This window comes from Parapedobacter indicus (genome assembly GCF_900113765.1).
Classification (GTDB): domain Bacteria; phylum Bacteroidota; class Bacteroidia; order Sphingobacteriales; family Sphingobacteriaceae; genus Parapedobacter; species Parapedobacter indicus.
Genome location: NZ_FOQO01000008.1, coordinates 220,347 through 244,569, shown reverse-complemented (window position 1 = coordinate 244,569; position 24,223 = coordinate 220,347). Strand labels below are relative to the sequence as shown.

27 protein-coding genes are annotated in these 24,223 nt (G+C 51.0%); all 27 read left to right on the top strand.

The genetic code is table 11. From position 1 onward, the window contains the following. Nucleotides 1-4: 4 nt before the first annotated feature. The 27 genes from BMZ56_RS17135 (at nucleotide 5) to rpsH (ending at nucleotide 24,212) form a co-directional block, all read left to right on the top strand. Entirely contained in the window at nucleotides 5-853 is an 849-nt protein-coding gene (locus tag BMZ56_RS17135) for an endonuclease/exonuclease/phosphatase family protein (protein WP_090628753.1), read from the top strand. 31 nt (nucleotides 854-884) lie between these two features. Then, nucleotides 885-3,869: a SusC/RagA family TonB-linked outer membrane protein gene (locus BMZ56_RS17130; protein WP_090628888.1), complete on the top strand. Its 2,985-nt coding sequence runs from the start codon at nucleotides 885-887 to the stop codon at nucleotides 3,867-3,869. Nucleotides 3,870-3,880: 11 nt separating this feature from the next. Continuing rightward, nucleotides 3,881-5,644 carry a RagB/SusD family nutrient uptake outer membrane protein gene (locus BMZ56_RS17125; RefSeq protein ID WP_090628751.1) on the top strand — a complete coding sequence of 588 codons (1,764 nt, stop codon included), beginning with the start codon at nucleotides 3,881-3,883 and terminating at the stop codon, nucleotides 5,642-5,644. A gap of 109 nt (nucleotides 5,645-5,753) precedes the next feature. Further along, nucleotides 5,754-6,707, top strand: a complete 954-nt coding sequence (locus BMZ56_RS17120; protein WP_090628887.1) for a class II fructose-bisphosphate aldolase — start codon at nucleotides 5,754-5,756, stop codon at nucleotides 6,705-6,707. Between the two features lie 21 nt (nucleotides 6,708-6,728). Beyond that, complete coding sequence (gene iolB / locus BMZ56_RS17115; RefSeq protein WP_090628750.1) at nucleotides 6,729-7,610, top strand: 5-deoxy-glucuronate isomerase; 882 nt, start codon at nucleotides 6,729-6,731, stop codon at nucleotides 7,608-7,610. An 8-nt stretch (nucleotides 7,611-7,618) separates the two neighbouring features. After that, on the top strand, nucleotides 7,619-8,626 hold the full coding sequence (gene iolC, locus BMZ56_RS17110) for a 5-dehydro-2-deoxygluconokinase (RefSeq protein WP_090628885.1): 1,008 nt from the start codon (nucleotides 7,619-7,621) through the stop codon (nucleotides 8,624-8,626). 26 nt (nucleotides 8,627-8,652) lie between these two features. Beyond that, nucleotides 8,653-10,518, top strand: coding sequence for a 3D-(3,5/4)-trihydroxycyclohexane-1,2-dione acylhydrolase (decyclizing) (iolD, locus tag BMZ56_RS17105; protein WP_090628748.1), 1,866 nt, complete (start codon nucleotides 8,653-8,655; stop codon nucleotides 10,516-10,518). 21 nt (nucleotides 10,519-10,539) lie between these two features. Next, nucleotides 10,540-12,120: a solute:sodium symporter family transporter gene (locus BMZ56_RS17100; protein ID WP_090628746.1), complete on the top strand. Its 1,581-nt coding sequence runs from the start codon at nucleotides 10,540-10,542 to the stop codon at nucleotides 12,118-12,120. Nucleotides 12,121-12,131: 11 nt separating this feature from the next. Continuing rightward, nucleotides 12,132-13,607: a CoA-acylating methylmalonate-semialdehyde dehydrogenase gene (locus BMZ56_RS17095; RefSeq protein ID WP_090628745.1), complete on the top strand. Its 1,476-nt coding sequence runs from the start codon at nucleotides 12,132-12,134 to the stop codon at nucleotides 13,605-13,607. Between the two features lie 23 nt (nucleotides 13,608-13,630). Next, nucleotides 13,631-14,536 carry a TIM barrel protein gene (locus BMZ56_RS17090; protein WP_090628884.1) on the top strand — a complete coding sequence of 302 codons (906 nt, stop codon included), beginning with the start codon at nucleotides 13,631-13,633 and terminating at the stop codon, nucleotides 14,534-14,536. A 4-nt stretch (nucleotides 14,537-14,540) separates the two neighbouring features. Continuing rightward, nucleotides 14,541-15,533: an inositol 2-dehydrogenase gene (iolG, locus tag BMZ56_RS17085; protein WP_090628743.1), complete on the top strand. Its 993-nt coding sequence runs from the start codon at nucleotides 14,541-14,543 to the stop codon at nucleotides 15,531-15,533. A gap of 63 nt (nucleotides 15,534-15,596) precedes the next feature. Next, nucleotides 15,597-16,835: a glycoside hydrolase family 88 protein gene (locus tag BMZ56_RS17080; RefSeq protein WP_245893273.1), complete on the top strand. Its 1,239-nt coding sequence runs from the start codon at nucleotides 15,597-15,599 to the stop codon at nucleotides 16,833-16,835. 301 nt (nucleotides 16,836-17,136) lie between these two features. Next, complete coding sequence (gene rplC / locus BMZ56_RS17075) at nucleotides 17,137-17,754, top strand: 50S ribosomal protein L3 (protein ID WP_090628740.1); 618 nt, start codon at nucleotides 17,137-17,139, stop codon at nucleotides 17,752-17,754. Between the two features lie 4 nt (nucleotides 17,755-17,758). Then, the gene (gene rplD, locus BMZ56_RS17070; protein WP_090628738.1) at nucleotides 17,759-18,388 is read left to right on the top strand and encodes a 50S ribosomal protein L4; all 630 of its coding nucleotides are present in this window, start codon (nucleotides 17,759-17,761) and stop codon (nucleotides 18,386-18,388) included. 1 nt (nucleotide 18,389) lies between these two features. Then, entirely contained in the window at nucleotides 18,390-18,680 is a 291-nt protein-coding gene (rplW, locus tag BMZ56_RS17065) for a 50S ribosomal protein L23 (RefSeq protein ID WP_090628736.1), read from the top strand. 6 nt (nucleotides 18,681-18,686) lie between these two features. After that, nucleotides 18,687-19,511, top strand: coding sequence for a 50S ribosomal protein L2 (gene rplB / locus BMZ56_RS17060; RefSeq protein WP_090628735.1), 825 nt, complete (start codon nucleotides 18,687-18,689; stop codon nucleotides 19,509-19,511). Further along, nucleotides 19,511-19,777 (top strand): 30S ribosomal protein S19, encoded by a 267-nt coding sequence (gene rpsS, locus BMZ56_RS17055; protein WP_002997495.1) that lies wholly within the window; start codon nucleotides 19,511-19,513, stop codon nucleotides 19,775-19,777. The genes rplB and rpsS overlap by 1 nt, the downstream gene beginning before the upstream one ends. Before the next feature lie 7 nt (nucleotides 19,778-19,784). Then, nucleotides 19,785-20,222, top strand: a complete 438-nt coding sequence (rplV, locus tag BMZ56_RS17050; RefSeq protein WP_090628734.1) for a 50S ribosomal protein L22 — start codon at nucleotides 19,785-19,787, stop codon at nucleotides 20,220-20,222. 10 nt (nucleotides 20,223-20,232) lie between these two features. Continuing rightward, the gene (rpsC, locus tag BMZ56_RS17045) at nucleotides 20,233-21,096 is read left to right on the top strand and encodes a 30S ribosomal protein S3 (protein WP_090628732.1); all 864 of its coding nucleotides are present in this window, start codon (nucleotides 20,233-20,235) and stop codon (nucleotides 21,094-21,096) included. Between the two features lie 43 nt (nucleotides 21,097-21,139). Next, entirely contained in the window at nucleotides 21,140-21,562 is a 423-nt protein-coding gene (gene rplP / locus BMZ56_RS17040) for a 50S ribosomal protein L16 (protein ID WP_090628731.1), read from the top strand. Between the two features lie 111 nt (nucleotides 21,563-21,673). After that, nucleotides 21,674-21,907 carry a 50S ribosomal protein L29 gene (gene rpmC, locus BMZ56_RS17035; RefSeq protein ID WP_090628729.1) on the top strand — a complete coding sequence of 78 codons (234 nt, stop codon included), beginning with the start codon at nucleotides 21,674-21,676 and terminating at the stop codon, nucleotides 21,905-21,907. A gap of 14 nt (nucleotides 21,908-21,921) precedes the next feature. Further along, complete coding sequence (rpsQ, locus tag BMZ56_RS17030; RefSeq protein ID WP_090628728.1) at nucleotides 21,922-22,176, top strand: 30S ribosomal protein S17; 255 nt, start codon at nucleotides 21,922-21,924, stop codon at nucleotides 22,174-22,176. A 1-nt stretch (nucleotide 22,177) separates the two neighbouring features. After that, the gene (rplN, locus tag BMZ56_RS17025) at nucleotides 22,178-22,546 is read left to right on the top strand and encodes a 50S ribosomal protein L14 (protein WP_090628726.1); all 369 of its coding nucleotides are present in this window, start codon (nucleotides 22,178-22,180) and stop codon (nucleotides 22,544-22,546) included. 2 nt (nucleotides 22,547-22,548) lie between these two features. Then, nucleotides 22,549-22,899: a 50S ribosomal protein L24 gene (rplX, locus tag BMZ56_RS17020; protein ID WP_090628725.1), complete on the top strand. Its 351-nt coding sequence runs from the start codon at nucleotides 22,549-22,551 to the stop codon at nucleotides 22,897-22,899. Further along, nucleotides 22,899-23,468, top strand: a complete 570-nt coding sequence (gene rplE / locus BMZ56_RS17015) for a 50S ribosomal protein L5 (protein WP_090628723.1) — start codon at nucleotides 22,899-22,901, stop codon at nucleotides 23,466-23,468. Before rplX ends, rplE begins: the two co-directional genes overlap by 1 nt. After that, on the top strand, nucleotides 23,461-23,730 hold the full coding sequence (rpsN, locus tag BMZ56_RS17010; RefSeq protein ID WP_090628722.1) for a 30S ribosomal protein S14: 270 nt from the start codon (nucleotides 23,461-23,463) through the stop codon (nucleotides 23,728-23,730). The genes rplE and rpsN overlap by 8 nt, the downstream gene beginning before the upstream one ends. Nucleotides 23,731-23,813: 83 nt before the next feature. Further along, the gene (rpsH, locus tag BMZ56_RS17005; RefSeq protein ID WP_090628720.1) at nucleotides 23,814-24,212 is read left to right on the top strand and encodes a 30S ribosomal protein S8; all 399 of its coding nucleotides are present in this window, start codon (nucleotides 23,814-23,816) and stop codon (nucleotides 24,210-24,212) included. Nucleotides 24,213-24,223 lie beyond the last annotated feature (11 nt).

Genomic DNA, 24,223 nt, shown 5'->3' with positions numbered 1-24,223 from the left:
CGCTATGAAATCGTACATCCTCATTCTATTTTTATTTTTCTACAGTGCTGCCGCCTTTTCACAAAAGACGGATGTTGCCAGCATCCGGGTGGCCAGTTATAACCTCCGGATGGATACACCACGGGATAGCCTGAATGCATGGCCCCATCGGAAGGAAAACGTAAAGGCCTTAATCCGATACCACGATTTTGATATCATCGGTACGCAGGAAGGATTTATCCACCAGCTGAAGGGAATCCTTGAGCTACCGGAATATGCGTATTTCGGTGCCGGCCGCGACGACGGTAAGCAAGCCGGAGAGCATTCGGCAATTATTTATAAAAAAGACCGTTTCCGCATCGTTGACTCCGGTAATTTCTGGCTGAGTGAGACGCCTGAAAAACCGGGACTCGGTTGGGATGCTACCTGTTGTAACCGCATCTGCTCATGGGCTAAATTCGCCGATAAGAATACGGAAAAAGAATTTTATGTATTCAATGTGCATTTCGATCATCAAGGGGTGATTGCCCGCCAAGAATCGGGAAAACTGATGGTAGCAAAAATCAAAGAAATCGCGAAGGATGCCCCGGTGATCTGTACCGGGGATTTTAATTCAACACCGGAGACCGAACAGATCAAAGGGATGTCAGCCCTGTTGCACGACGCGTATTCGATAACCAAACAGCCACCGTACGGTCCGGTTGGTACCACCAATGCGTTTCGGTTTACCGCCACGATGAAGAACCGCATCGACTACGTGTTTGTAAGTAAACAGTTTGAGGTGTTAAAATATGCGGTGTTGACCGATGCAAAAAACCAACGGTATCCCTCGGACCATTTGCCGGTAGTGGCCGATGTCTGTTTTGTTGAATAGTATACGTGCAACTTTTAAAGATAAACCTGATATGAATAAGCAAATCTTCGTAATTGCGGCTGTGCTATGGTTTTCGTGGGGTGGCTTTTTGTGGGCCAACGAGCAAAGACCCATCAACGGTGTAGTGATCAGCGCCGATGGCACACCGGTAGTGGGGGCAACCGTAAAATCACTCTCCACCAATCGTGCGACGACGACCAACGATCGCGGTGAATTCACATTGGATGCCGGCGAAGGTGAAAAACTAACGGTATCCTACGTAGGCTACATGACGCAGGAGGTTGCCGTGTCCGGTGTATCATTGCGTATCACGCTGGCCGAAGCCAGCAATTCATTGGATGAGATTGTTGTAGTTGGCTACGGCAGCCAAGCAAGATCTGATGTGACGGGCGCATTGACCCAGTTGAAAGGGGAAACCCTCAAGCAAGGGGTGAGTGTGTCGGTCGATAATCTGCTCCAAGGTAAAGTATCGGGGGTGCGTATCGCCCAATCGAGCGGTGAACCCGGAGCGGGCATTGATGTATTCATCCGGGGTGTAGGCTCGATCCGCAGTGGCAGCACCCCGCTTTTTGTGGTGGATGGGGTGCCGCTGAGCAATGAGAGCGTAAGCGCAGGCGGGGCCAACTTCGGACTAGGTAGTTCGGAAGCGAAAAACCCGTTGAATTTCCTTAATACAAGTGACATAGAAACCGTAACCGTATTAAAGGACGCCTCCGCGGCTGCCATTTACGGCGCACGCGGATCGAACGGTGTGATCTTGATTACCACCAAGCGGGGGCGGAGCGGCGAACCGACACTCACGTACGACATGTACATCGGATCGTCTTCGGTAATCCGGAAGCTGGATGTGCTATCTGCTGCTGATTACCGGGCGGCACTGCCCGACCCGGCGTATGACCATGGCGGGAATACAGATTGGCAGGATGTAATCCTTCGGAATGCCTTGACACAAAATCACAATGTTTCCTTCTCAAAGGCTACCGAATCGGGCAACTACATGGCTTCGGTATCGTACATGGACCAAGAAGGAATCGTGCAATCAAGCGACTTTAGGCGGACAACCGCGCGCTTGAATGCCGAAGAATCGTTTTTCGATAACGATCGCCTGAAAGTGAAAATGAACCTAACGGCCAGTGATATCGACGAAACAGGCGTTCCGAACGGCAATACGGCGGGATCAGATGGCCAGCTCATCATCCATGCCCTGATGGCCAACCCGACACGGAGGGTGCGCGACGAAAGCGGTGAATATACCAACTTCAATATGAATGCGCACTACAACCCCGCTTACCTTTTGCACGTGTTCGACGATAAGACCAACACGTTCCGTGTATTGGGCAACGTGGAAGCTACGTTGCGCATTTTGCCGGGCTTGGATTACCGGTTCAACTACGGCATCGACAAATCGACTTCCGAGCGGAGCTCGACGATGTATCCGAATGTTACCGACCGCACACCGTTGGGGGCCTATGTGCAGAATAACCGGTCGTCATTAACCACCTTGCTGGACCATTACCTGACCTACAACGTAAGCGTCGATAAGCATCAAGTGGAACTCCTCGGCGGATTTTCCTATCAGCAGTTCAAGTTTTCGGGCACATCGTTTGGTATGGAGAACATCGCCAATCAGGGGGAGGGCGTAGCTCCCGAGCATAACCCCGGTTATTCAGGTATTCCCACCAATCCCGGTGGATTTGCTCAGGAGAATGAACTGCAGTCGTTCTTCGGACGTGCGAACTATAATTTTGATGACCGGTATTTAGTGACTGCATCACTCCGTGCCGACGGTTCCACGCGTTTCGGCGAAGACAATAAGTATGGGTATTTCCCCTCCTTTGCGGTGGGTTGGGTGCTCTCGCGTGAGGGGTTCCTGAAGGATATCAGCGGCATCCGCGAATTGAAGTTACGGGCCAGCTGGGGCCAAACCGGCAACCAGGAGGTGCCTAATAAGATTACCCAAGCAAGCTATTCGCTCTCGCCATCGTCGGGTTATTACCTCTATGGGGACCTCGCGTTGATTAACGGTACCGACGTGAACCGGACGGCCAACCCGGGACTCAAATGGGAAGTGGTAGAGCAATTTAACATCGGGCTAGATTTCGACTTTTGGAACAGCAAGCTGTATGGCGCGTTGGAATACTATAATAAGACCACCAAGGACCCGATATTAAACATTCCTTCTGAGCCGCTGAGCCCGACCACGACGGTTTGGAAAAATGTGGATGCTCGCTTGGTCAATAAGGGAATGGAATTGACGCTGGGTTCGCAGCTGATCAACACGCAGGCGTTTAACTGGTCGGTAGACGTGAATGGATCGACATTGTCCAACACGATCGAAGACCTACCGGTTTCGGAACTCTATTCCGGCAGTATTTCGGGTCCGGGCTTGTCTTCGGTTTACGCGAATATCTATAAAAGCGGTTACGAAGCAGGCTCTTTCTTTATGCTGAAACATATCGGATATGATAGCGAGGGGAAAGATATCTTTGAGGATGTAAGCGGTGATGGGGCGATCAATGCAGACGACCGGCAGATTTTCGAAGGCGCGATCCCGAATTTCAACTTCGGCTTAAACAGCCAGATGCGTTACAAACAGCTGGATTTTTCGTTTTCCATCATCGGACAGACCGGCGGATACCTGGTGAACAATACGGCTATCAACCTAAACATCAATAGTTTGGCGTCCGATCGGAATGTGTTGGCCAAGTACTACGATGCAGGAGCCAGTACGACCAACGCCGTCCAATTGTCTTCGCTGTATCTGGAGAAATCCGATTTTATACGGCTCAATAACGTCCGTCTGGGCTATACACTGGCACCGAGAAACCTCGGTTGGTTGCAGTCTGTGAATATCTATGTCAGTGCGCAAAATTTGCTCACGCTGACGGGGTACTCCGGATACGACCCGATGGTGAATACGGCCAAGAGCGTGGGCGGAAACCAGTCGTTGGGTGTGGATTATACCACCTATCCCCCGGCAAAGACGTTTATGGTGGGTGCAACGATTAAATTCTAATCCATAAAGACATGACAAGGACATTAGTTAAATCGAAAAAATTGGTTTGCACCTTCCTGACCATCGTCGTGGCGGGTTGTACAAACCTGGAAGAAAAGGTAATCGACGAGGTGTTGGGTTCGGAAAGTGCTAAACCCGAGAATGCATTAGCGGCCGCCTATAACCGGCTCAGCAACGCGACGTTTGTCGATCATGGCAATGTTTTCGCGCTGCAGGAATATTCCACCGACGAGGCGTTGTTGCCGACCCGCGGAAGCGATTGGGGCGACGGCGGCCGGTGGCGCGTTTTCCACGAATTTACATGGAGCCCCGAAGAGGGGGTGATTGGCGGTACATGGAATAACCTAACCCACGGTATTACGCAATCACTTACTGCCATCAGCACCTTAAACGGGCAGGAGTTCGCAGAAAAAGCACTTTTTCTGGCAGAAGCTAAGGGGCTATTGGCGTTTTATACATTCCACACCCTCGACCTTTTTGGACAGGCGCCTTACCGGGATCCGTTGACAGCGGATGCACCGTTTCAGGTATTGCAGGCCGCTACGGCGATCGATGAGTTGATCCAACAGGTAGAGGCGATCGTGCCCGACTTGGCAAATGTGGGTGAGCAGTCTACTCACAGCGGGCGCTTTACCAAGCAGGCGGCGTACGGCCTGTTGGCCGAAATGTACTTGAACCGCGCGGTATTCAAGGATCGCTATGCCGCGGACTTCAACTTCAACGCGCAGGCTATAGATGGCAACGGAACGGATATGGACAAGGTGATCCAGTATACATCGGAACTCATCGGATCGGGTCGGTTCAATCTCGAAAGCAATTATTTCAGGAATTTTGACATCGACAACGCAGGCCGTCCTGAGATGATTTTCGTGGCATCGCAGGACAATAATACATTGCGCGGCAGCGATAACGATTTTGCATACATGCCCATGGAACGCAATCAAAAACCATCGCCCGCTAATCGGGGAACGAATGCCTCCTGCATCACCCCTGAATTTTACTATTCATGGGAGGGTAACTTTGACGACCCACGGTTTCACCGGCACTATCAATATGACGACGGTACCTGGTTTATGAACGACGGTACGGATGTGAGCGTGCCGGCTACGAGTATCGTACCTAATAGCGATGGACTGCCGTGGTTCCATTTCAACCGGGGGATCATGGCCGGGCAGCAGTATGGCCCAACGTTGCTTCCCAGTGGCGTGTTTGAGATGACCAATAACGGGCGCATTAAGGTGAACAAGCTGTATTGCGAAAAGAATACCACACTTGCCATGGACTTTACGCCCGAACTGAATTTTGACAATCCGGCCCAATCGGTGTTTACCCAAGCACAGATCAATCGCGGTGCGCGCGTATTCAAGTGGGAGTTTGACCCCGAAAATGGAAATGGGACGACGGGAGTGGATGTTCCGCTGTACCGTCTGGGTGGTATCTATTGCATGCGCGCTGAAGCCTATTTCCGGAAAGGACTGATCGCCGAAGCATTGGCTGATGTGAACATGCTACGGACCAGCAGGACGCGTGAGGCGCTTTTTGACAATGCGCCCGGCAAGCCCATCGATGCGTTGGACGAAGAGACGCTTTACAACGAAATCGGCTACGAAATGTACTGGGAGATGAATCGACGTAAACAGATGATCCGATTTGGGAAATTCGAGGATGCCTATACAGCTAAACCGGTGTCTGAACCGTTTAGGCGGATTTATCCCATCCCGCAGGCTACGATGGATGCTTCCGATGCGTTCACTCAAAATGAGGGTTATAATTGATGGTGAATAAGCTGGGGCACGCAAACCTTTGCGTGCTGATTGCCTGCGTTTTGCTTGGATGTTTGGGCGAATTATCGTTTTATTGCATGACCGATTAAAACAAATCCGCATGAAAGTAACACCCGACACCTTGTTCAGCGACTGTTATGGTAAGTATGCCATTGCCGCGATCAATGTGTTTACATTGGAACAAGTGTCGGGTGTCTTCCGTGCGGCCAGTCGCAGCGCATCGCCCGTAATTATCCAGACGACACCGGTAGCACGTGACTATGCCCGCCCCGAAATGTTGTTGGGAATGATTGCTGCGGCGGCGAAAGCCTATCCGAACGTAGTCTATGCGTTGCATTTAGACCACGGAAACGAAGCCCATGTCGAAGCGGCCCTGCAAGCAGGCGGATATACATCGGTTATGATCGATGCCTCTCACGAACCGATGGCGGAAAATATAAACCGCACGCGTGCCGTGGTGGCGGCGGCACACCGGGTTGGTATTTTTGTTGAAGCGGAGCTGGGTGTATTGAGCGGTGTGGAGGACGACTTGGCGGTCGATGCAATATTGGCCCGGTATACCCGGCCGGAAGACGCGGCTTATTTCGTGAAACAAACGCAGTGTGACAGTCTGGCGGTGGCAGTTGGCACCAGTCATGGAGCGTATAAATTTTCGGGCGATCAAGGGATACGGTTTGATATCCTCGCGGCCATCCAGCAGAGCCTGCCGGAATTTCCGCTGGTACTGCATGGGGCATCATCGGTTGACCCGGATGAGCTGATGCGTATCAACCGGGCGGGTGGTCGGCTGGCGCAGGGATCTCGGGGCGTGTCGGACGACGAGATCGCCCGGGCTATCGGATTGGGGGTTTGCAAGGTCAACATCGCGACCGACTTGCGTGTCCTTTGGGCGCGCGTGCACCGCGAGTTCTTTGTCCAGCAGCCGGAGCTATTCGATCCCGTAATGCCGGGCAGGATATACATCGACGAACTGGAAAAACTTTGTATGGATAAGTTTGAGAAGTTAGGATCCACCGGAAAAGCAAAAACTTTCCTACAGGGGGCCGCTTACTGAACGAAGACTAACTCATATACTATGAAGCGAGACGAAAAGTGTCCGTTACTGATTAAGGTTCACGAAGCGGCTGGACATTACCAGTACATTACGCCTGAAGACGGTGGGTGGCAATACCTGAACTTTGCCGCGCGGCAACTTCCCCGAGGCGACACTTGGGTGGGGAATACCGGTAATCACGAGTACGCGATTGTTCTGCTGAGCGGCAACTACCGCGTAAATACGGATAAGGGTAGCTGGCAGACCGGCAATGGACGCAGGGATGTTTTCTCGGGTATGGCGCATACGCTGTATCTGCCGCGCCATACCACGTTCCGGTTGACCGCCGAAAGCGACGTATTGGATATTGCATATGGCTGGTGCGAGACCGATCGCGACTTCGATCCTGTGTTTAAGCGCCCCGAGGAGGTGCAGATCGAAATTCGCGGAGGCGATAACGCCACCCGACAAATCAATGACCTGCTCGGCCCGGGCTTTCCCTGCCATCGGCTGGTCGCTGTTGAAGTCTATACGCCTTCGGGCAATTGGAGCTCGTTTCCAGCGCACAAACACGACGAACGTTTGGTTGATGCAGCGGGTACCTTGCTGGAAGCCCGGTTGGAAGAAACGTATTTCTATAAAATTGCCAAACCGCAGGGTTATGCCATGCAACGCGTATATACCAGTGATGGTTCGTTGGATGAGGTTGCGATTGCGCGCAACAACGATGTGGTATTGGTGCCCCGGGGCTACCATCCGGTGGTAGCTGGGCACGGGTATGACGTTTATTACTTGAATTTCCTTGCCGGATCCGATCAATCCCTGGCCAATACGCCCGATCCCGACCATGCCTGGATCTTCGGGACATGGACAGGCACGGACGAACGTATTCCGATGGTTACTGCAGCAATGAATGGAAAATGAACAACGCGATGAAAACATATGACGTATTGACCGTAGGAAGATCATCCATCGATCTGTATTCACAGGATATCGGCGCTGAGTTTATCGATATTACTGGATTTGACGCATTTGTGGGAGGCTCACCCCTTAACATTGCAACGGGGTGCAGCCGGCTCGGACTGCAGGCGGCGTTGCTTACCGGTGTGGGTGAAGACAAGGTTGGCGATTTTATCCTTAATTTTCTGCGGCGGGAAGGGGTGGATACCACATTTATTCCACGGATCCCCGGTGCGCGCAGCAGCGCAGTGTTGCTGGGCATCCAGCCGCCGGATACATTTCCGCTGGTGTTTTACCGCAACAATGCGGCGGATTCGCAGATCACCGTAGACCATGTCAACGCCATTAACATGAGCGATATCCGGCTGCTTGAGCTGTCGGGCACTGCACTTAACCTGGAACCCAGTCGGAGTGCGGTCTTCCATGCAGCAGAGCAAGCGAAGCTACAGGGCACAACCACGTTGCTGGACATCGACTTTCGGGCCGACCAATGGTCGGATGTGCGTTCGTTTGGCATTATGGTCCGCGCATTGCTGCCGCGTATTGACATCGCGATCGGAACTGAAGAAGAATTATTGGCTGCCATGTTGGAAGATGCCTCGCAGGTAACCATTGAACACCAGCAAATTTCGGCGCCGACCGTCCGCGGAGACATCGACCAAGCGATCGAGCGGGTACTGGCACTGGGCGTAAACGTGTTAGTGGTCAAGCGTGGATCCAACGGGGTCAGCGTGTACGACGCTGCCGGCAGACGCGAAGATGTACCCGGTTTTCCGGTAGTGCCGCTGAATATCTTAGGAGCGGGCGATGCGTTTGCATCGGGATTCATCTACGGATACCTCAATGGGTGGGACCTGTATAAATCCTGCCGCATGGGTAACGCCAGCGGGGCACAGGTCGTGTTGCAGCCAGGGTGTGCCAATTTTATGCCCACGTTGGATGAATCGTTGGCATTTATCGAACAACACGGGGGCTTTTGACCGATTGATAACCATATTGACTAACGATGAAAACCACCAGACTAACCACCGCCCAAGCGGTCATCCGTTTCCTCGACCGGCAATACGTTGAGCGCGACGGGGTGACTCATAAATTTATTGCCGGATGCTTCGGTATCTTCGGCCATGGCAATGTAGGCGGGATCGGTCAGGCCTTGTTTGAATATCCCGCTTTACGCTATTATCAATCCCGAAATGAACAGGCCATGGTGCACACGGCTGCGGCCTATAGCCGGGCCAGAAACCGTTTATCCACATTAGCTTGTACCTCATCGATCGGTCCTGGCGCGACCAACATGCTGACCGGCGCGGCTGCTGCTACAATTAACCGCGTGCCGGTACTGTTGTTGCCGGGTGACAGTTTTTCCAGTCGTCACGTCGATCCGGTACTTCAACAGCTGGAATACCCACTTGCACCCGATGTAACCGTCAACGACTGTTTTCGTCCGGTTTCACGTTTCTGGGACCGGATCAACCGACCGGAACAGCTGATTGCCTCCCTGCCGCAGGCCCTACGGGTATTGACATCTCCGGTTGAAACGGGGGCGGTTACACTCTGCCTACCGCAGGACGTACAAGCCGAGGCGTTTGACTATCCCGAGGAACTCTTTCATCGGCGGATATGGTTCATCCCCAGGGTATTACCTGACGCCATGCTGTTGGACCGGGCGGCAACACAGATCCGTAATGCCAAGCGGCCGCTTATCGTGGCAGGTGGCGGTGTCATCTATAGCGAGGCGTCGGATGCGTTGCGTGCCTTTGTCCATGCGACGGGCATACCAGTGGCCGAGACGTTTGCCGGAAAAGGATCCCTGGCTTATGACGATCCGCACCACTTGGGTGCGATGGGCGCCACCGGCACCGAAGGAGCCAATGCCGTCAGTGCGGAGGCGGATCTGATTATCGGGATCGGCACTCGGTATAGCGACTTTACCACCGCATCGAAGACCGCGTTTCAGCATCCGGATGTTGCATTTATCAATATCAATGTGGCTGAATTTGATGTCCATAAGCAGTCGGCATTGCCGCTCACCGGAGATGCCCGGGCTACGTTGGAAGCTTTGACAGATCGATTGGCCGGATACCATGTAGGGTCGGACTATGGGGATCGGGTAGCGGCTTACGGCCGCAGTTGGGATGACAAAGTGACAGTAGCCTATACGCCGGAAGAGGAGGGGCGGCTTTCCCAGGCAGAGATTATTGGGATGGTCAATACCTTTTCCGCACCGCAGGACGTGGTGGTTTGTGCGGCGGGCAGCATGCCCGGCGACCTGCATAAACTATGGCGTACGCGCAATCCAAAGGGTTTCCACCTGGAGTACGGCTACTCGTGCATGGGCTATGAAATTGCGGGCGGACTGGGCGTCAAGATGGCCGACCCGGGTCGGGAAGTATACGTCATGGTAGGCGATGGAAGTTATTTGATGATGTCGTCGGAGCTAGTGACATCCATACAGGAGGACGTGAAGCTAACGATCATCCTGATTAACAACCATGGTTTCGCCAGTATCGGCGGGCTTTCCAAGTCGTTGGGAACGGAAGGCTTCGGTACACAGTATCGGGCACGGGATGAGGGTTCGGGTCTGCTCGACGGTGACGTGCTGCCTGTGGACCTCGCACGGAATGCCGAAAGCCTGGGCGCCGACGTCATCCGCGCACACAACGCGGCATCGTTGCGGGATGCCCTGCAACAGGCTAAGACCAGCAGCAAGACAACGGTCATCTACGTCGAGTCGGTGCCCGAACGAAAAATGGCCGGATACGGGCATGCGTGGTGGGAGGTACCCATCGCTGCGGTATCGGAAAAGTCCGCAGTGCGGGAGGCATACGAGGAAACCCAGCGACAAAAAGCCAAGCAACGTCATCACTTATAATCCAATTAATCCTTTTTGCCTATGTGGGCCATACTGAGTTTTGTTGTCTTTACGCTTTTTGTAGGTTGCTATGCCTGGTGGCGTATGCGGAAAGTCAACCTCCACACCCAAGACGGCTATTTCCTGGGTGGGCGCAGCTTGACGGGTCCGGTCATCGCCGCCTCATTGATCATGACGAATATTTCGACCGAACACCTGGTCGGCATGAACGGCTCGGCTTATAAAAACGGGTTCATCATCATCGCATGGGAAGTGACGTCGGCCTTAGCCCTTATCGTCGCCGCCGTCTACTTCGTGCCGAAATACCTACGGATGGGCTTGACAACGATACCGGAATATTTAGAGCGGCGGTTTGATAAAGGAACCCGCTCGTTGATCGCGCTTTTTTTGATGGTTTCCTTCGCCGTGACCCTGCTGCCCATCGTTCTCTACACGGGAGCCATCAACCTCGAAAGCATTTTCAACCTTTCCTCCCTGCTGGAGGTCAGTACCGAAAAGGGACTTTGGATCACCGTCGTGGTGGTCGGGTGCCTGGGTGCTGCGTATGCAATTGTGGGCGGATTGAAAGCAGTTGCGATATCCGACGTTATCTATGGATATGGGTTGCTGATCGGGGGACTGCTCATTCCGGTGTTGGCACTGATTTACATCGGCGAAGGCAATCCCTTGGCCGGCTTGACTACGGTGTTTGAAAACAGCCCGGAGAAGTTTAACGTTATCGGGACCGAAGATTCCGTATTGCCGTTCAGCACGCTGTTTACCGGTTTGGTGATCAACCAGCTGTATTTCTGGTGCATGAACCAGACCATCGTCCAGCGTGTTCTGGGTGCCAAGAACCTTAAAGAAGCGCAGAAAGGGTTGCTTTATACTGGCCTGTTGAAAATCCTGGTGCCATTTATTATCGTATTGCCGGGGGTTATCGGATACTATTATTTCCAGGACAGTTATTACGACCAGCAGGATCTGGTATATCCGGCATTGGTGAAGCGTGTTTTGCCTGTCCCGCTGTTGGGGCTATTTGCAGCGGTCATTGTCGGTGCCGTACTAAGCACGTTTAATGCCGTGCTGAACAGTGCATCTACCATATTCAGCATCGATGTGTATAAGCGGTTGATCAATACAAACGCCAGCGAGCGCACGCTGGTGCGGATGGGCCGGGTGGTGGCTACGGTACTGGCCATCACGTCCATCATCGCCGCTCCTTTTGTCGCCAACGCGCCCGATGGGCTCTATCAATTGTTGCAGGAGTTAAACGGGATTTTCTTCATTCCCATCGCATCCATTATGTTGGGGGGATTTTTCTTTAAGCGCATCTCCGCCCAGGGGGCAAAAGTCGCCTTGATCACCGGACTGGTGTTTTATGTGCTTTGCACGTTCGTCATTGAGATCGATATTCATTTCGTGCATGTATGGGGAATCGAGTTTTTGCTGAATATGGCAGTCATGTTTGCGGTTTCGTGGTGGTATCCGAGAGACGTTGTCGCCGCGGAGAATCCGTTAGCTGAAACGGTTTCAATGGAGGCGTGGCGCTATACACGGCCTTTTGCCATCCTATTGGTGGTGATTACGGTGGCTATCTATATCTTATTGGGAAATGTTTAAAAGCTAAATGCATGGAATTACTACAGAATTATATCGATGGCGGATGGCGTGCCAGTAACGAGCGGCAGGCCATTGACGTAATTAACCCCGCCACGCAGCAATGCATGGCGCGTGTACCCTACGGCGGAGGTACGGTCGAGGATGTCGATGCGGCCGTCGCAGCGGCAGCGAGAGCGGCCGCGGCATGGGCAGAGGTGCCTGTGATGCAACGTGTGCAGCCTTTATACCGCCTCAAGGCATTGTTGGAAGAACATTTGGAAGAGCTGGCGGAAACCATCACCAACGAATGCGGTAAGACGAGGGCCGAATCGGTCGGCGAGCTGCAACGTGCTATTGAGAACGTGGAGACCGCCTGTGCCGCGCCCTTATTAATGCAAAGCGAATTTTCGGAAAATATCACACGGGGCATCGACGAGTTTGTCATCCGGCAGCCGGTGGGCGTCTGCGCATGCATTGCGCCGTTTAACTTTCCGGGGATGATTCCCTTTTGGTTTTTACCTTATGCAATTGCATGCGGCAATACCTTCCTCATCAAGCCGTCGGAAAAAGTACCGTTGACCATGCAGAAAGTGATGGGACTGATTGACCGTATCGGTTTGCCTGCCGGCGTGGTCAGTCTCGTGCATGGGGGGAAGGAGACCGTCGATGCGCTATTGGAACATCCAGGGATCAAGGCGATCAGCTTTGTTGGCTCTACGCAAATCGCCCGGTATATCTACGCGAAAGCGGCACAGCATGGCAAACGCGTGCAGGCACAGGGCGGTGCCAAGAATCCGGTCGTCGTACTGCCCGATGCGGATTTGGAGACAACTTCCCGGATCATCGCCGATAGTGTATACGGATGTGCGGGGCAGCGTTGCTTGGCGGCGTCAAATATTGTTTTGGTAGGCGACCAACGGGGACAGATTAAGGACGCGCTGTATGAAGCAGCAAAAAGCCGGAAAACCGGCTACGGTCTGACGGAGGGGGTAGAGATGGGGCCAGTGATCACGAAGGAGAGCAAGACGCGGATTGAGCACCTGATTGAGCAGGGTACGCAGGAAGGTGCGACGGTATTATTGGACGGGAGAGGGGCTGCCATCGAGGGTTTTGAGCAGGGTAATTTCATCCAGCCTACCATCCTCACCGATGTGCCGCTGGATGGGCAGCTTATCCGGACCGAAATATTCGGTCCGGTTATGAGCTTAATTAACTTGGCAACGGTGGAAGAGGCGGTGGCCTTCATCAACCGCAATGCCTACGGCAATATGGCCTGCCTGTTTACCGGCAGTGGTGCCAGTGCACGGAAATTCCGAAGCGAAGCAAATGCAGGCAACATCGGCATCAATATCGGTGTCGCCGCGCCGATGGCACAGTTCCCCTTCAGCGGCTGGAACGATAGTTTCTTTGGGGATCTACATGGACAGGGTCGCCATGCCATTGAGTTTTTTACACAAACCAAAGTGGTTATTGAACGGTGGCCCAAAGAGTGGTCGCGAAAATTCTGAGCAACATGGACACAATGAGCAACATGGACACAATAAAGATCGCCAATGCGCCGTGCTCGTGGGGGGCACTGGAATTTGACCTGGGTGCTGCCGCTCCGGATCACCTTCAGGTCTTGCAGGAAATCCGGGAAACCGGTTATGTAGGCACCGAACTGGGAGACTGGGGCTTCATGCCTACGGAACCTGCGGCATTGCGTGCCGTGGTCGGCAGACAGGGGCTGGATCTGATCGGCGCTTTTGTGCCGGTTGCGCTGGCTGAGGAAGCGGCACATGCGGAAGGAATTACCAGCGCGTTGCGCGTGGCTGGATTGCTGAAAGACGCCGGATACCCCGAAGCAGTTATCGTTTTGGCCGATGATAACGGTACAGTGGCGGAGCGGACTAGCCATGCCGGGCGTATCTCGCCAAACATGGGCCTTGACGAAGCGCGTTGGCGCGCATTCGCGCGCGGTGCAATGGCTGTTGCCAAAGCCGTCCGCGATCGCCACGGGATGCGCACGGTGTTCCATCATCACTGCGCAGGTTACGTGGAGACGCCCGAGGAGTTAGATAAGCTGCTTTCCCTCACCGATCCGGAACTACTCGGACTGTGTTTTGATACCGGACATTACGCATTTGGAGGTGGGGATCCACTGGCTGGGATTGCGAAATACCGGGATCGGATTTGGCACGTCCATTTCAAAGATTACGATCCGCAGGTAGGGATACAGTCACGCAGGAAAGGGTGGGATTATTTTGAGTCGGTCCGCCAGGGCGTATTCTGCGAGCTAGGGAAAGGCAGCGTTGATTTTGCGGGTGTGCTGGAGGTGCTAAAAAATACAGATTACCAAGGATGGATCGTTGTGGAGCAAGACGTGCTTCCGGGCATGGGTACACCCAAGGTGTGTGCACGCAACAACAGAATTTATCTGGAACATTTGGGAATATAAACATATGCAACTTAAAATCGGTATCATCGGCCTCGGAAGGATAGGCACAATACATTACAATAACATAACTCAGCAAATAACAGAAGCTGAAGTGGTAATGGTCGCGGATGTACGCAACGACGCGCTGCCAGCACATGTTCAGTTTGCCCAGGCCGATCAAGTCATCAATCACCCAGAGATCGAGGCAGTAGTTATCTGCTCGCCTACCGATACCCATGCCGATTACGTGGAGCAGTGCGCCCGCGCGGGCAAACATGTATTCTGTGAAAAGCCGCTCGACCTTTCACTCACGCGTATTCAGCAGACGCTGGCGGTTGTACAGCAACAGGGTATTAAGCTGATGTTGGGTTTCAATCGGCGTTTCGATGCGAATTTTATGAAATTACGCTCGCTGGTTGGCGAAGGTAAAATCGGGGACGTTCACGTGGTGAAAATCACGAGCCGGGACCCAGCGCCACCCTCGTTAACCTACCTGCAGCACTCCGGCGGATTGTTTATGGATATGTCTATCCATGATTTCGATATGGCTCGGTATATTATGAACAAGGAGGTGGTGCAAGTATATGCCGCTGCGGCGACGCTTACTGGGGGCGTGGTGGCAGCGGCGGGCGATATTGACACTGCGGTGGTGACGCTTACCTTTGAAGACGGTTCCATGGCTGTGATCGATAATAGCCGACAGGCTGCGTACGGCTATGATCAGCGGTTGGAGGTCTTTGGTTCCAAAGGGATGGCGCTGGTTGACAACAACAAACCGGATAACCATGTGTATTATCACGCGCATGGTGCACAGTCGTCACTACCCTTGCATTTTTTTATGGAGCGGTATACGGCATCCTACCTCACGGAAATGCAAGCGTTTGTCAAAGCAGTAAAGGGCGGCCACGAACTACCGGTGAGCGGCGAAGACGGGTTAAAAGCCGCCCGGATTGCGGTGGCGGCACAGCAGTCAGTCCGGATGGGAGGGCCGATCACATTGGGAGAAGTAATCGTTTAGCAAACGTTTGCACATATCGTTTCAAAAACCTAATTTTGGGACGGTAAACTTAGCAAATGAATTATGATAAGACCCTTCCCAAACTTTTTTCAGCCTATAGGCTGGTGTATGCTGCTGCTGATTTCCGCGTGCCAAAATCGGTCCGTTGATCAAGACAATGACAGGCAATTGAGCCTCGAGTTTATCAATGCGCAATTGGACGATGCGGTAGCCCAGATCAAGGTGCTGGCCGACAGTGTTCCTGCCGACCAATTGCCGCGTACCTTTCAGGGCGATAGCAGCGTGAGTTCCGCTACTGAGTGGTGGACATCCGGCTTTTATCCGGGTTCGTTATTATACCTCTATGAATATTCCGGCGACGAGCAGTTATTACAATTGGCGAAGGATAAGCTGACGATCCTGGAAAAGGAAAAGTACAACAAGGGTACGCACGACTTGGGCTTCATGCTGTATTGCAGCTTTGGCAATGCATTGCGGCTCACCGGCGATACAGCGGCTTATAAAGAAATACTGCTTACGGGTGCAGCATCCTTAATCAGCCGATACAACCCCACGGTCAAGGCGATTCGTTCGTGGGAAGGATGGACCTACCCGGTGATTATTGACAACATGATGAACTTGGAGTTCCTGACACAGGCCTCCAAGCTTAGCGGAGATACGAAATACCGTGATATCGCGGTTACCCATGCCAATACCACCATCAAAAACCACTATCGCCCCGATTATAGCTCGTACCATGTAGTCGATTATAATCCGGAGGATGGCAGCATTGTGGCGAAAAAAACAGCTCAGGGAGCTTACGATGAATCTGCTTGGGCACGTGGACAGGCTTGGGGACTGTATGGATATGTGATGATGTACCGGGAGACAGGTGATGAAACGTACCTTGATTTTGCCAAAAATATAGCTTCGTTTATTCTGAATCATCCCAATATGCCGGATGATTTAGTTCCTTATTGGGATTTCAATGCGCCGGATCTTCCGGCAGACAACCCGTATGCGGCTAAGTATAAAACCTACCGCGATGCTTCCACCGCTTCGATACTCGCATCAGCCCTGATCGAGTTAAGCACATATGCCGAGGGTGAGGAAAGTGCCAACTACTTATCCAAGGCCGAACGCATGCTGGAAAGTCTATCTTCCGCGCCCTATAAGGCTGCTATTGGAACCAATGGAGGCTTCATCCTGCAACACAGCGTAGGGTCCATTCCCCATGGTGGCGAAATCGACGTGCCGCTTACCTATGCAGATTACTATTATATAGAAGCGTTGATGCGGTATAAAAAGCTGTTGGAAAAATAGTGGTTGGTACGCCCTATCCGTGGGATATCCTTGTGATATCCCACCATACTACGGTAATGCCCAAAGACGACGCTTCAAGGAGAAACTATCGGGAAACCATCGGGAAAAACGCAATCATAAGGGCGGCACGGAAGAGGGAGAGGGAAGCGTAAATGGGAAACGGATATGGAAATAAAAAAATAATTCACTAAGTGTTTGATACTTAAAGTAAGTTTTCTATCTTTGCCGTCCCTTTTGAGGGGATGGTATGTCTTGAGCGAAGCCCTACTGCTTCGATGGACGTTAATAGAATAATAAAAACATGTCAGGAATTATTGGTAAAAAAGTAGGAATGACCAGCATTTTCGATGCCGACGGGAAAAATATTCCCTGTACGGTAATTGAAGCTGGCCCGTGCGTGGTAACGCAGATACGCACGGAGGAAAAAGATGGCTATTCCGCTGTTCAGCTGGCTTTTGATGAAGCTAGGGAAAAGAACACTTCGGCCTCTTTGAAAGGGCACTTCGCTAATGCGAAGACAACGCCTAAGCGTAAATTGATAGAATTTAAAACCTTTCCCGACGAAAAGCAGCTCGGTGATGTGGTAACAGTTTCCATTTTTGAAGAAGGCGACTATATCGATGTCGTCGGTACTTCAAAAGGAAAAGGTTTCCAAGGTGTTATGAAGCGTCACGGGTTCGGTGGCGTGGGTGGAGCCACCCACGGACAGCACAACCGCTTGCGTGCGCCGGGTTCCTTGGGTGCTTCGTCATGGCCTTCGCGTGTATTTAAAGGGACACGGATGGCTGGCCGTACAGGGGGCGATCGCGTGAAAGTTCAGAACCTGCAGGTGCTGAAAGTTTACGAAGAGCAAAACCTGATCGTGGTCAGTGGTTCCATCCCTGGGGCTAAGGGTTCGTACGTAATCGTAGATAAATAAGGAGATGGAAGTTAACGTTTTAAACATATCAGGTAAAGAAACAGGTGCCAAGGTGCAACTTCCTGAAGCGATATTCGGAGTAGAACCCAATGATCATGCGATTTACTTGGACGTGAAGCAATACCTTGCCAATCAGCGTCAGGGTACACATAAATCCAAGCAACGGAATGAGATCGCCGGTTCAACCCGTAAACTGCACAAACAAAAAGGAACCGGCGGTGCCCGTGCAGGCAGCATAAAATCGCCGCTGTTCAACGGTGGTGGCCGTATCTTCGGGCCGCAACCGCGTGACTACAGCTTTAAATTGAACAAGAAATTGAAAGCGTTGGCGCGTAAATCGGCATTGAGCTACAAAGCCCAAGAAAATAACATCGTGGTATTGGATGAGGTGAACTTTGAGTCCGTCAAAACCAAGAATTACGTGAACTTGGTAAACAGCCTGAATATAGCCAATGAAAAAACCTTATTGGTTTTATCCGCTCAAGATAACAACGTTTATTTATCAAGCAGGAATCTGAAGAAAGCGAAAGTAATCGCTGCCAGTGAATTGAATACCTATGATGTATTGAATGCAGGTAAGCTTTTGTTGACGACGGCTTCCGTTAAAACATTGGAGGAGGCATTTGCCAAGTAATATGGAAATTATCAAAAAACCGGTCTTGACAGAGAAAGCGTCGTTGCTTACGGAAAAGCTGAACCGCTATGCTTTCAAAGTAGACCACAGAGCCAATAAGATACAGATCAAGCAAGCTGTGGAGCAGATGTTCGGTGTGACCGTGCTGGCTGTAAATACCATGGTGGTATCCGGCAAAGCAAAAAGCCGCTATACCAAAGCAGGGTTTGTTTCCGGTAGGACAACCAAATACAAGAAGGCCGTCATTACCATTAAAGATGGCGAAACGATTGACTTTTACAGTACTATATAATAAGAGATGGCAGTTAAAAGATTTAAACCGGTTACCCCTGGTACTCGCTTCCGCGTAGGAGGTGACTATTCAGATGTCACCACCAACGTTCCGGAAAAGTCGTTGGTCGTGAAGATCAAGAAGTCAGGCGGTAGGAATAATTCCGGTAAAATGACTATGCGTTACCTCGGTGGGGGCCACAAAAAGGCATACCGATTGATTGATTTTAAACGCGACAAAAAAGATATCCCCGCAAAAGTTGCCACGATAGAGTACGATCCCAACCGGACAGCGCGCATTGCGTTGTTGCATTATGTAGACGGTGAAAAGCGGTACATCCTGGCACCGGAAGGATTGAAAGTAGGACAAACCATCGTATCAGGCGAAGCGGTGGCTCCCGAGATCGGCAACACCCTGCCTTTGCAGAACATCCCGTTGGGTTCAATCATTCACAACATTGAGTTGAATCCGGGACAGGGTGGTTCCATTGCACGCAGTGCAGGTACCTATGCTCAGCTTTCGGCGCGTGATGGTAAATATGCCATCATTAAATTACCTTCCGGTGAAAGCCGCCTGATTCTAGCTACTTGCTTGGCGACCATCGGTTCGGTATCCAATGCCGAAAAAGCGAATGAAGTATTGGGTAAAGCGGGCAGAAAACGTCACTTGGGTCGTCGTCCGCGCGTACGTGGTGTAGCGATGAACCCGGTAGATCACCCGATGGGTGGTGGTGAAGGCCGTGCATCCGGAGGTCACCCACGCTCACGTAAAGGGTTGTTGGCCAAAGGGTACAAAACTCGTAGTAAAAAGAAAACATCGAATCGTTACATCATTGAGGGAAGGAAGAAATAATGGCTCGTTCAATTAAAAAAGGTCCTTATATCGACCACAACTTAGAAAGAAAGGTTCTTTCTATGAATGAAACAAACAAGAAATCGGTTATCAAGACTTGGTCACGCCGGTCGATGATTTCCCCTGATTTCGTTGGCCATACCTTCGCAGTACATAACGGAAACAAATTTATTCCGGTATACGTAACGGAAAACATGGTTGGTCATAAACTTGGTGAATTTGCGCCTACGCGTACATTCAGGGGCCACGCAGAAAAGAAAAAATAATTAGGCAATGGAAGCAACACGAAAACTAAAGAAGTCTGTTAGTATAAAGCAGCGCAAAGAGCAGGAAAAAGCTCAGGTAGGAGGAGCTTCTACTGCCAAATTAATTAACTGTCCTACTTCACCTCGTAAAATGCGTTTGGTAGTGGATTTGATCCGTGGTGAAAAGGTGGAAAACGCCCTGTTCATTCTGAAACATACCAATAAGGAAGCGGCTATCCGTGTAGAAAAGTTATTGTTGTCCGCAATCAAGAATTGGGAAGCAAAAAACGAGGATAAGTCGGTTGAAGAAAGCGGACTGTTTGTCAAAGAAGTATTTGTGGATGGCGGACGTCAGTTGAAGCGGTTGCGCCCAGCTCCACAAGGGCGCGGATACCGGATCCGTAAGCGCTCGAACCACGTGACGTTGGTGGTAGATAGTAGCAAAAACAACGTAGCACAAAACTAATTTATCAGTAATGGGACAAAAAGCAAATCCAATAGGTAACAGATTAGGAATCATCAAAGGTTGGGATTCCAATTGGTTCGGAGGCAAGAACTATTCCGATAAATTAGTGGAGGACGAAAAGATCAGGAAATACCTGTCTGCTCGTATCGCTAAGGGTGGCGTAGCCAAGGTTGTTATTGAGCGTACATTGAAGCGCATTACCGTAACGATTCATACGGCACGTCCGGGTATTGTCATCGGTAAGGGTGGTCAGGAAGTGGACAAGATCAAAGAAGAGTTGAAGAAACTGACCAAGAAAGATGTTCAGATCAACATATTTGAGATCAAGCGTCCAGAACTCGAAGCTCACTTAGTGGCAGAAGGGGTTGCCAAGCAGCTTGAGGCTCGGATCTCATTCCGCCGTGCCATGAAGACAGCCATCGCTTCCACCATGCGCATGGGTGCGGAAGGTATCAAGATTATGTGTTCAGGCCGATTGGGCGGTGCCGAAATGGCGCGTACCGAGCAGTATAAAGATGGACGCATACCGCTGCATACGTTCCGCGCAGATATCGATTATGCGTTGGTCGAAGCATTGACCACATACGGCAAGATCGGTGTGAAAGTGTGGATCTGTAAAGGTGAAGTATACGGCAAGCGTGACTTATCACCTAACGTTGGCCAAACATCTGGTTTGAAAACCAGGAACGAAGGCGGTGCCGCAGGAGATTTCCGTGGAGAAGGTCGTCGCGGAGGAGGTCCGAATGACCGCAGAGGAGGCGATCGCCGCGGAGGCGACCAACGTCGGGGTGGTCATGGGCAAAACCGTGGTGGCGGTCATGGACAAAACCGTGGCGGTGGTGGTCATGGACACAACCGTGGAGGAAATAGGTAGTTTAACAATCAGTCCCAGTTTGGGAATTTTATAAGATACGAACATGTTACAGCCAAAAAGAACAAAGTTCAGAAAGATGCAGAAGGGCCGGATGAAAGGCAACGCTACCCGTGGGGCAGAGTTGGCATTCGGTTCATTCGGTATCAAATCGATGGAGCCGGCATGGATTACCAGTCGCCAGATAGAGGCGGCCCGTATTGCAGTGACCCGCTATATGAAACGTGAGGGGCAAGTGTGGATCCGCGTATTTCCGGATAAGCCGGTAACAAAGAAGCCTGCTGAGGTGCGGATGGGTAAAGGTAAGGGAGCGCCCGAATACTGGGTAGCTGTGGTGCGTCCGGGACGTATGCTGTTTGAAGCAGAAGGCGTACCTTTGGAAGTGGCCAAGGAAGCCTTGCGTCTTGCCGCTCAGAAGCTGCCTGTACAAACGAAGTTTGTGATTCGTAGAGATTACGAACAAGCATAAACGCCGCTGGCGCTGCTTATCATTGGTTTGCCGCCGTTACCGGCAAGCCGCCATGGGGAGAGAACCAGGGAAGTACGCTGATGATAGGCATCCAGTATAATAGTAATAGAAATGAAAAATTCAGAAATCGTAGAATTATCAACGGAGGACTTAGTGGCCCGGATCGCTGAAGAGAAGGCTGCCCTCACGAAATTGAAATTTGCACATGCTGTTTCAGCCATTGAGAATCCGAACCGGATTCGGTATACGCGCAAAACCATTGCGCGCCTACTAACGGAGTTGACTAAGCGCAAGCATGCCGAAAAGGCAGCAAGCGAAGCAAACGAAACAGCCGCTGAGGCATAAAAATCAAAGTCGAAATGGAAAGAAAGTTAAGAAAAACAAGAATCGGCTTGGTAGTGAGTAACAAAATGGACAAATCCATTGTGGTAGCTGTTGAACGTAAAGTAAAGCACCCCATTTATGGTAAGTTTGTGAAGAAAACTACCAAATTCAAGGCTCATGACGAAGCCAACACCTGCGGTATCGGCGATACGGTGTTGATCATGGAAACACGTCCGCTGAGCAAGACCAAGAACTGGCGTTTAGTAGAAATTTTAGAAAGGGCTAAGTAACATGGTACAGCAGGAATCAAGACTCAATGTGGCCGACAATAGCGGAGCTAAGGAAGTATTAGTGATTCGCGTATTAGGCGGTACCGGTAAGCGTTATGCATCGATCGGAGATAAGGTCGTTGTCACCGTGAAAAGTGCATTGCCCGCAGGAAACATCAAAAAAGGAACGGTTTCCAAAGCAGTGGTTGTAAGAACGAAAAAAGAAATCCGCCGTAAGGATGGTTCTTATATCCGTTTCGACGACAATGCTGCAGTATTGTTGAATAATCAGGATGAACCCCGCGGTACACGTATCTTTGGCCCGGTTGCACGGGAATTGCGTGAGAAGCAGTTCATGAAAATTGTATCATTAGCACCGGAGGTATTGTAATCATGGGACAGACAAAGACATCGACACATAAGATTAAAATCCGTACGGGAGATTTGGTAAAGGTTCTTTCCGGCAATTCCAAAGGAACTCAGGGAAAAGTGTTGGAGGTATTGAGAGCCGAAAACAGGGCGATCGTGGAAGGAGTGAATGTGGTAAAGAAGCATACCAAGCCCAGTGCAGCTAACCCTAACGGCGGAATCCTTGAAAAGGAAGCTCCTATTCACATTTCTAACCTGGCTTTGATCGATCCCAAGGGAGGGAAACCTACACGCGTAGGGCGCAAAGTGGTTGAAGAGAACGGCAAGAAAAAAATTGTTCGCGTAGCGAAAAAATCAGGGGAGGTGATTGACTAATGACATATATACCAAGATTAAAGACGAAGTATAAGGACGAGATCCGTACGGCACTGAAGGAAAAGTTTCAGTATAAGAGCGTTATGCAGGTTCCGAAGCTGGAGAAGATTGCGGTGAGCCAGGGAATCGGTGCTGCTACTGCGGACAAGAAGTTAATTGACAACGCCATTAGCGAAATGACGTTGATCACCGGTCAGAAGGCCGTAGCAACCCGTTCGAAAAAGGACGTATCCAATTTCAAACTCCGTAAAGGAATGCCTATTGGCGTGCGTGTAACCCTTCGTGACAGTAAAATGTATGAGTTTCTGGATCGATTGGTGGCGGTAGCACTGCCCCGTATCCGTGATTTCCGCGGTATCAATGACAAGGGTTTTGACGGTAGGGGTAATTATACCTTGGGTATTACCGAACAAATTATTTTCCCGGAGATTGATATTGACAAAATCAATAAAATTCAAGGAATGGATATTACCTTTGTAACCAGTGCGAAGACCGATGTGGAAGCATTGGAGTTGTTGAAGCAGTTTGGGTTACCATTCAAAAATCAAAATACGACAGCAAATGGCTAAAGAAGGAATTAAAGCACGGGAGATCAAACGTGCTAAATTGGTGGCAAAGTATGCTGAGAAGCGTGCCGCTTTGAAGGAAGCCGGAGATTATGTAGCACTTGACAAGTTGCCTAAGAATGCTTCGCCCGTACGTTTGCACAATCGCTGCAAACTAACTGGACGCCCCAAGGGTTACATGCGCCAATTTGGTATTTCACGGGTAACTTTCCGCGAAATGGCGCTAGCCGGCAAGATTCCGGGGGTTAAAAAAGCCTCCTGGTAAGATTTCAATTACTTAATTAACCGATAGCAGGTCCGCACGCCACGGTGGCAATAGGAAACCGTTATCACAAATAAATAGCTTAGATGAATACAGATCCAATAGCGGATTACCTTACCCGAGTAAGGAATGCCATTAAGGCCAACCACAGGGTTGTAGAAATTCCTGCATCGAACCTCAAGAAGGAGATCACGAAAGTGCTCTTCGATAAGGGGTACATTTCCAATTACAAGTTTGATGATGATACCGTACAAGGTACTATCAAGATCGCGTTGAAGTACAATCCGGTCAGTAAAGTTTCGGCAATCCGCACGTTAAAGCGGATAAGCAAGCCGGGCCTCAGGAAATATGCGGGAGTAGACAACATGCCACGTGTGTTGAATGGTTTGGGAATCGCCATCCTTTCAACTTCGAAAGGCATCATGACCGATAAGGAAGCGCGCCTTCAAAATGTCGGTGGCGAAGTATTGTGTTACGTATATTAATCAGGAGGAAC

What these genes read in the sequence shown, in the direction of transcription:
- BMZ56_RS17135 (WP_090628753.1), top strand. Translation starts at nt 5, where the DNA reads ATGAAATCGTACATCCTCATTCTATTTTTATTTTTCTACAGTGCTGCC.
- BMZ56_RS17130 (WP_090628888.1), top strand. Translation starts at nt 885, where the DNA reads ATGAATAAGCAAATCTTCGTAATTGCGGCTGTGCTATGGTTTTCGTGG.
- BMZ56_RS17125 (WP_090628751.1), top strand. Translation starts at nt 3,881, where the DNA reads ATGACAAGGACATTAGTTAAATCGAAAAAATTGGTTTGCACCTTCCTG.
- BMZ56_RS17120 (WP_090628887.1), top strand. Translation starts at nt 5,754, where the DNA reads ATGAAAGTAACACCCGACACCTTGTTCAGCGACTGTTATGGTAAGTAT.
- iolB (WP_090628750.1), top strand. Translation starts at nt 6,729, where the DNA reads ATGAAGCGAGACGAAAAGTGTCCGTTACTGATTAAGGTTCACGAAGCG.
- iolC (WP_090628885.1), top strand. Translation starts at nt 7,619, where the DNA reads ATGAAAACATATGACGTATTGACCGTAGGAAGATCATCCATCGATCTG.
- iolD (WP_090628748.1), top strand. Translation starts at nt 8,653, where the DNA reads ATGAAAACCACCAGACTAACCACCGCCCAAGCGGTCATCCGTTTCCTC.
- BMZ56_RS17100 (WP_090628746.1), top strand. Translation starts at nt 10,540, where the DNA reads ATGTGGGCCATACTGAGTTTTGTTGTCTTTACGCTTTTTGTAGGTTGC.
- BMZ56_RS17095 (WP_090628745.1), top strand. Translation starts at nt 12,132, where the DNA reads ATGGAATTACTACAGAATTATATCGATGGCGGATGGCGTGCCAGTAAC.
- BMZ56_RS17090 (WP_090628884.1), top strand. Translation starts at nt 13,631, where the DNA reads ATGGACACAATAAAGATCGCCAATGCGCCGTGCTCGTGGGGGGCACTG.
- iolG (WP_090628743.1), top strand. Translation starts at nt 14,541, where the DNA reads ATGCAACTTAAAATCGGTATCATCGGCCTCGGAAGGATAGGCACAATA.
- BMZ56_RS17080 (WP_245893273.1), top strand. Translation starts at nt 15,597, where the DNA reads ATGATAAGACCCTTCCCAAACTTTTTTCAGCCTATAGGCTGGTGTATG.
- rplC (WP_090628740.1), top strand. Translation starts at nt 17,137, where the DNA reads ATGTCAGGAATTATTGGTAAAAAAGTAGGAATGACCAGCATTTTCGAT.
- rplD (WP_090628738.1), top strand. Translation starts at nt 17,759, where the DNA reads ATGGAAGTTAACGTTTTAAACATATCAGGTAAAGAAACAGGTGCCAAG.
- rplW (WP_090628736.1), top strand. Translation starts at nt 18,390, where the DNA reads ATGGAAATTATCAAAAAACCGGTCTTGACAGAGAAAGCGTCGTTGCTT.
- rplB (WP_090628735.1), top strand. Translation starts at nt 18,687, where the DNA reads ATGGCAGTTAAAAGATTTAAACCGGTTACCCCTGGTACTCGCTTCCGC.
- rpsS (WP_002997495.1), top strand. Translation starts at nt 19,511, where the DNA reads ATGGCTCGTTCAATTAAAAAAGGTCCTTATATCGACCACAACTTAGAA.
- rplV (WP_090628734.1), top strand. Translation starts at nt 19,785, where the DNA reads ATGGAAGCAACACGAAAACTAAAGAAGTCTGTTAGTATAAAGCAGCGC.
- rpsC (WP_090628732.1), top strand. Translation starts at nt 20,233, where the DNA reads ATGGGACAAAAAGCAAATCCAATAGGTAACAGATTAGGAATCATCAAA.
- rplP (WP_090628731.1), top strand. Translation starts at nt 21,140, where the DNA reads ATGTTACAGCCAAAAAGAACAAAGTTCAGAAAGATGCAGAAGGGCCGG.
- rpmC (WP_090628729.1), top strand. Translation starts at nt 21,674, where the DNA reads ATGAAAAATTCAGAAATCGTAGAATTATCAACGGAGGACTTAGTGGCC.
- rpsQ (WP_090628728.1), top strand. Translation starts at nt 21,922, where the DNA reads ATGGAAAGAAAGTTAAGAAAAACAAGAATCGGCTTGGTAGTGAGTAAC.
- rplN (WP_090628726.1), top strand. Translation starts at nt 22,178, where the DNA reads ATGGTACAGCAGGAATCAAGACTCAATGTGGCCGACAATAGCGGAGCT.
- rplX (WP_090628725.1), top strand. Translation starts at nt 22,549, where the DNA reads ATGGGACAGACAAAGACATCGACACATAAGATTAAAATCCGTACGGGA.
- rplE (WP_090628723.1), top strand. Translation starts at nt 22,899, where the DNA reads ATGACATATATACCAAGATTAAAGACGAAGTATAAGGACGAGATCCGT.
- rpsN (WP_090628722.1), top strand. Translation starts at nt 23,461, where the DNA reads ATGGCTAAAGAAGGAATTAAAGCACGGGAGATCAAACGTGCTAAATTG.
- rpsH (WP_090628720.1), top strand. Translation starts at nt 23,814, where the DNA reads ATGAATACAGATCCAATAGCGGATTACCTTACCCGAGTAAGGAATGCC.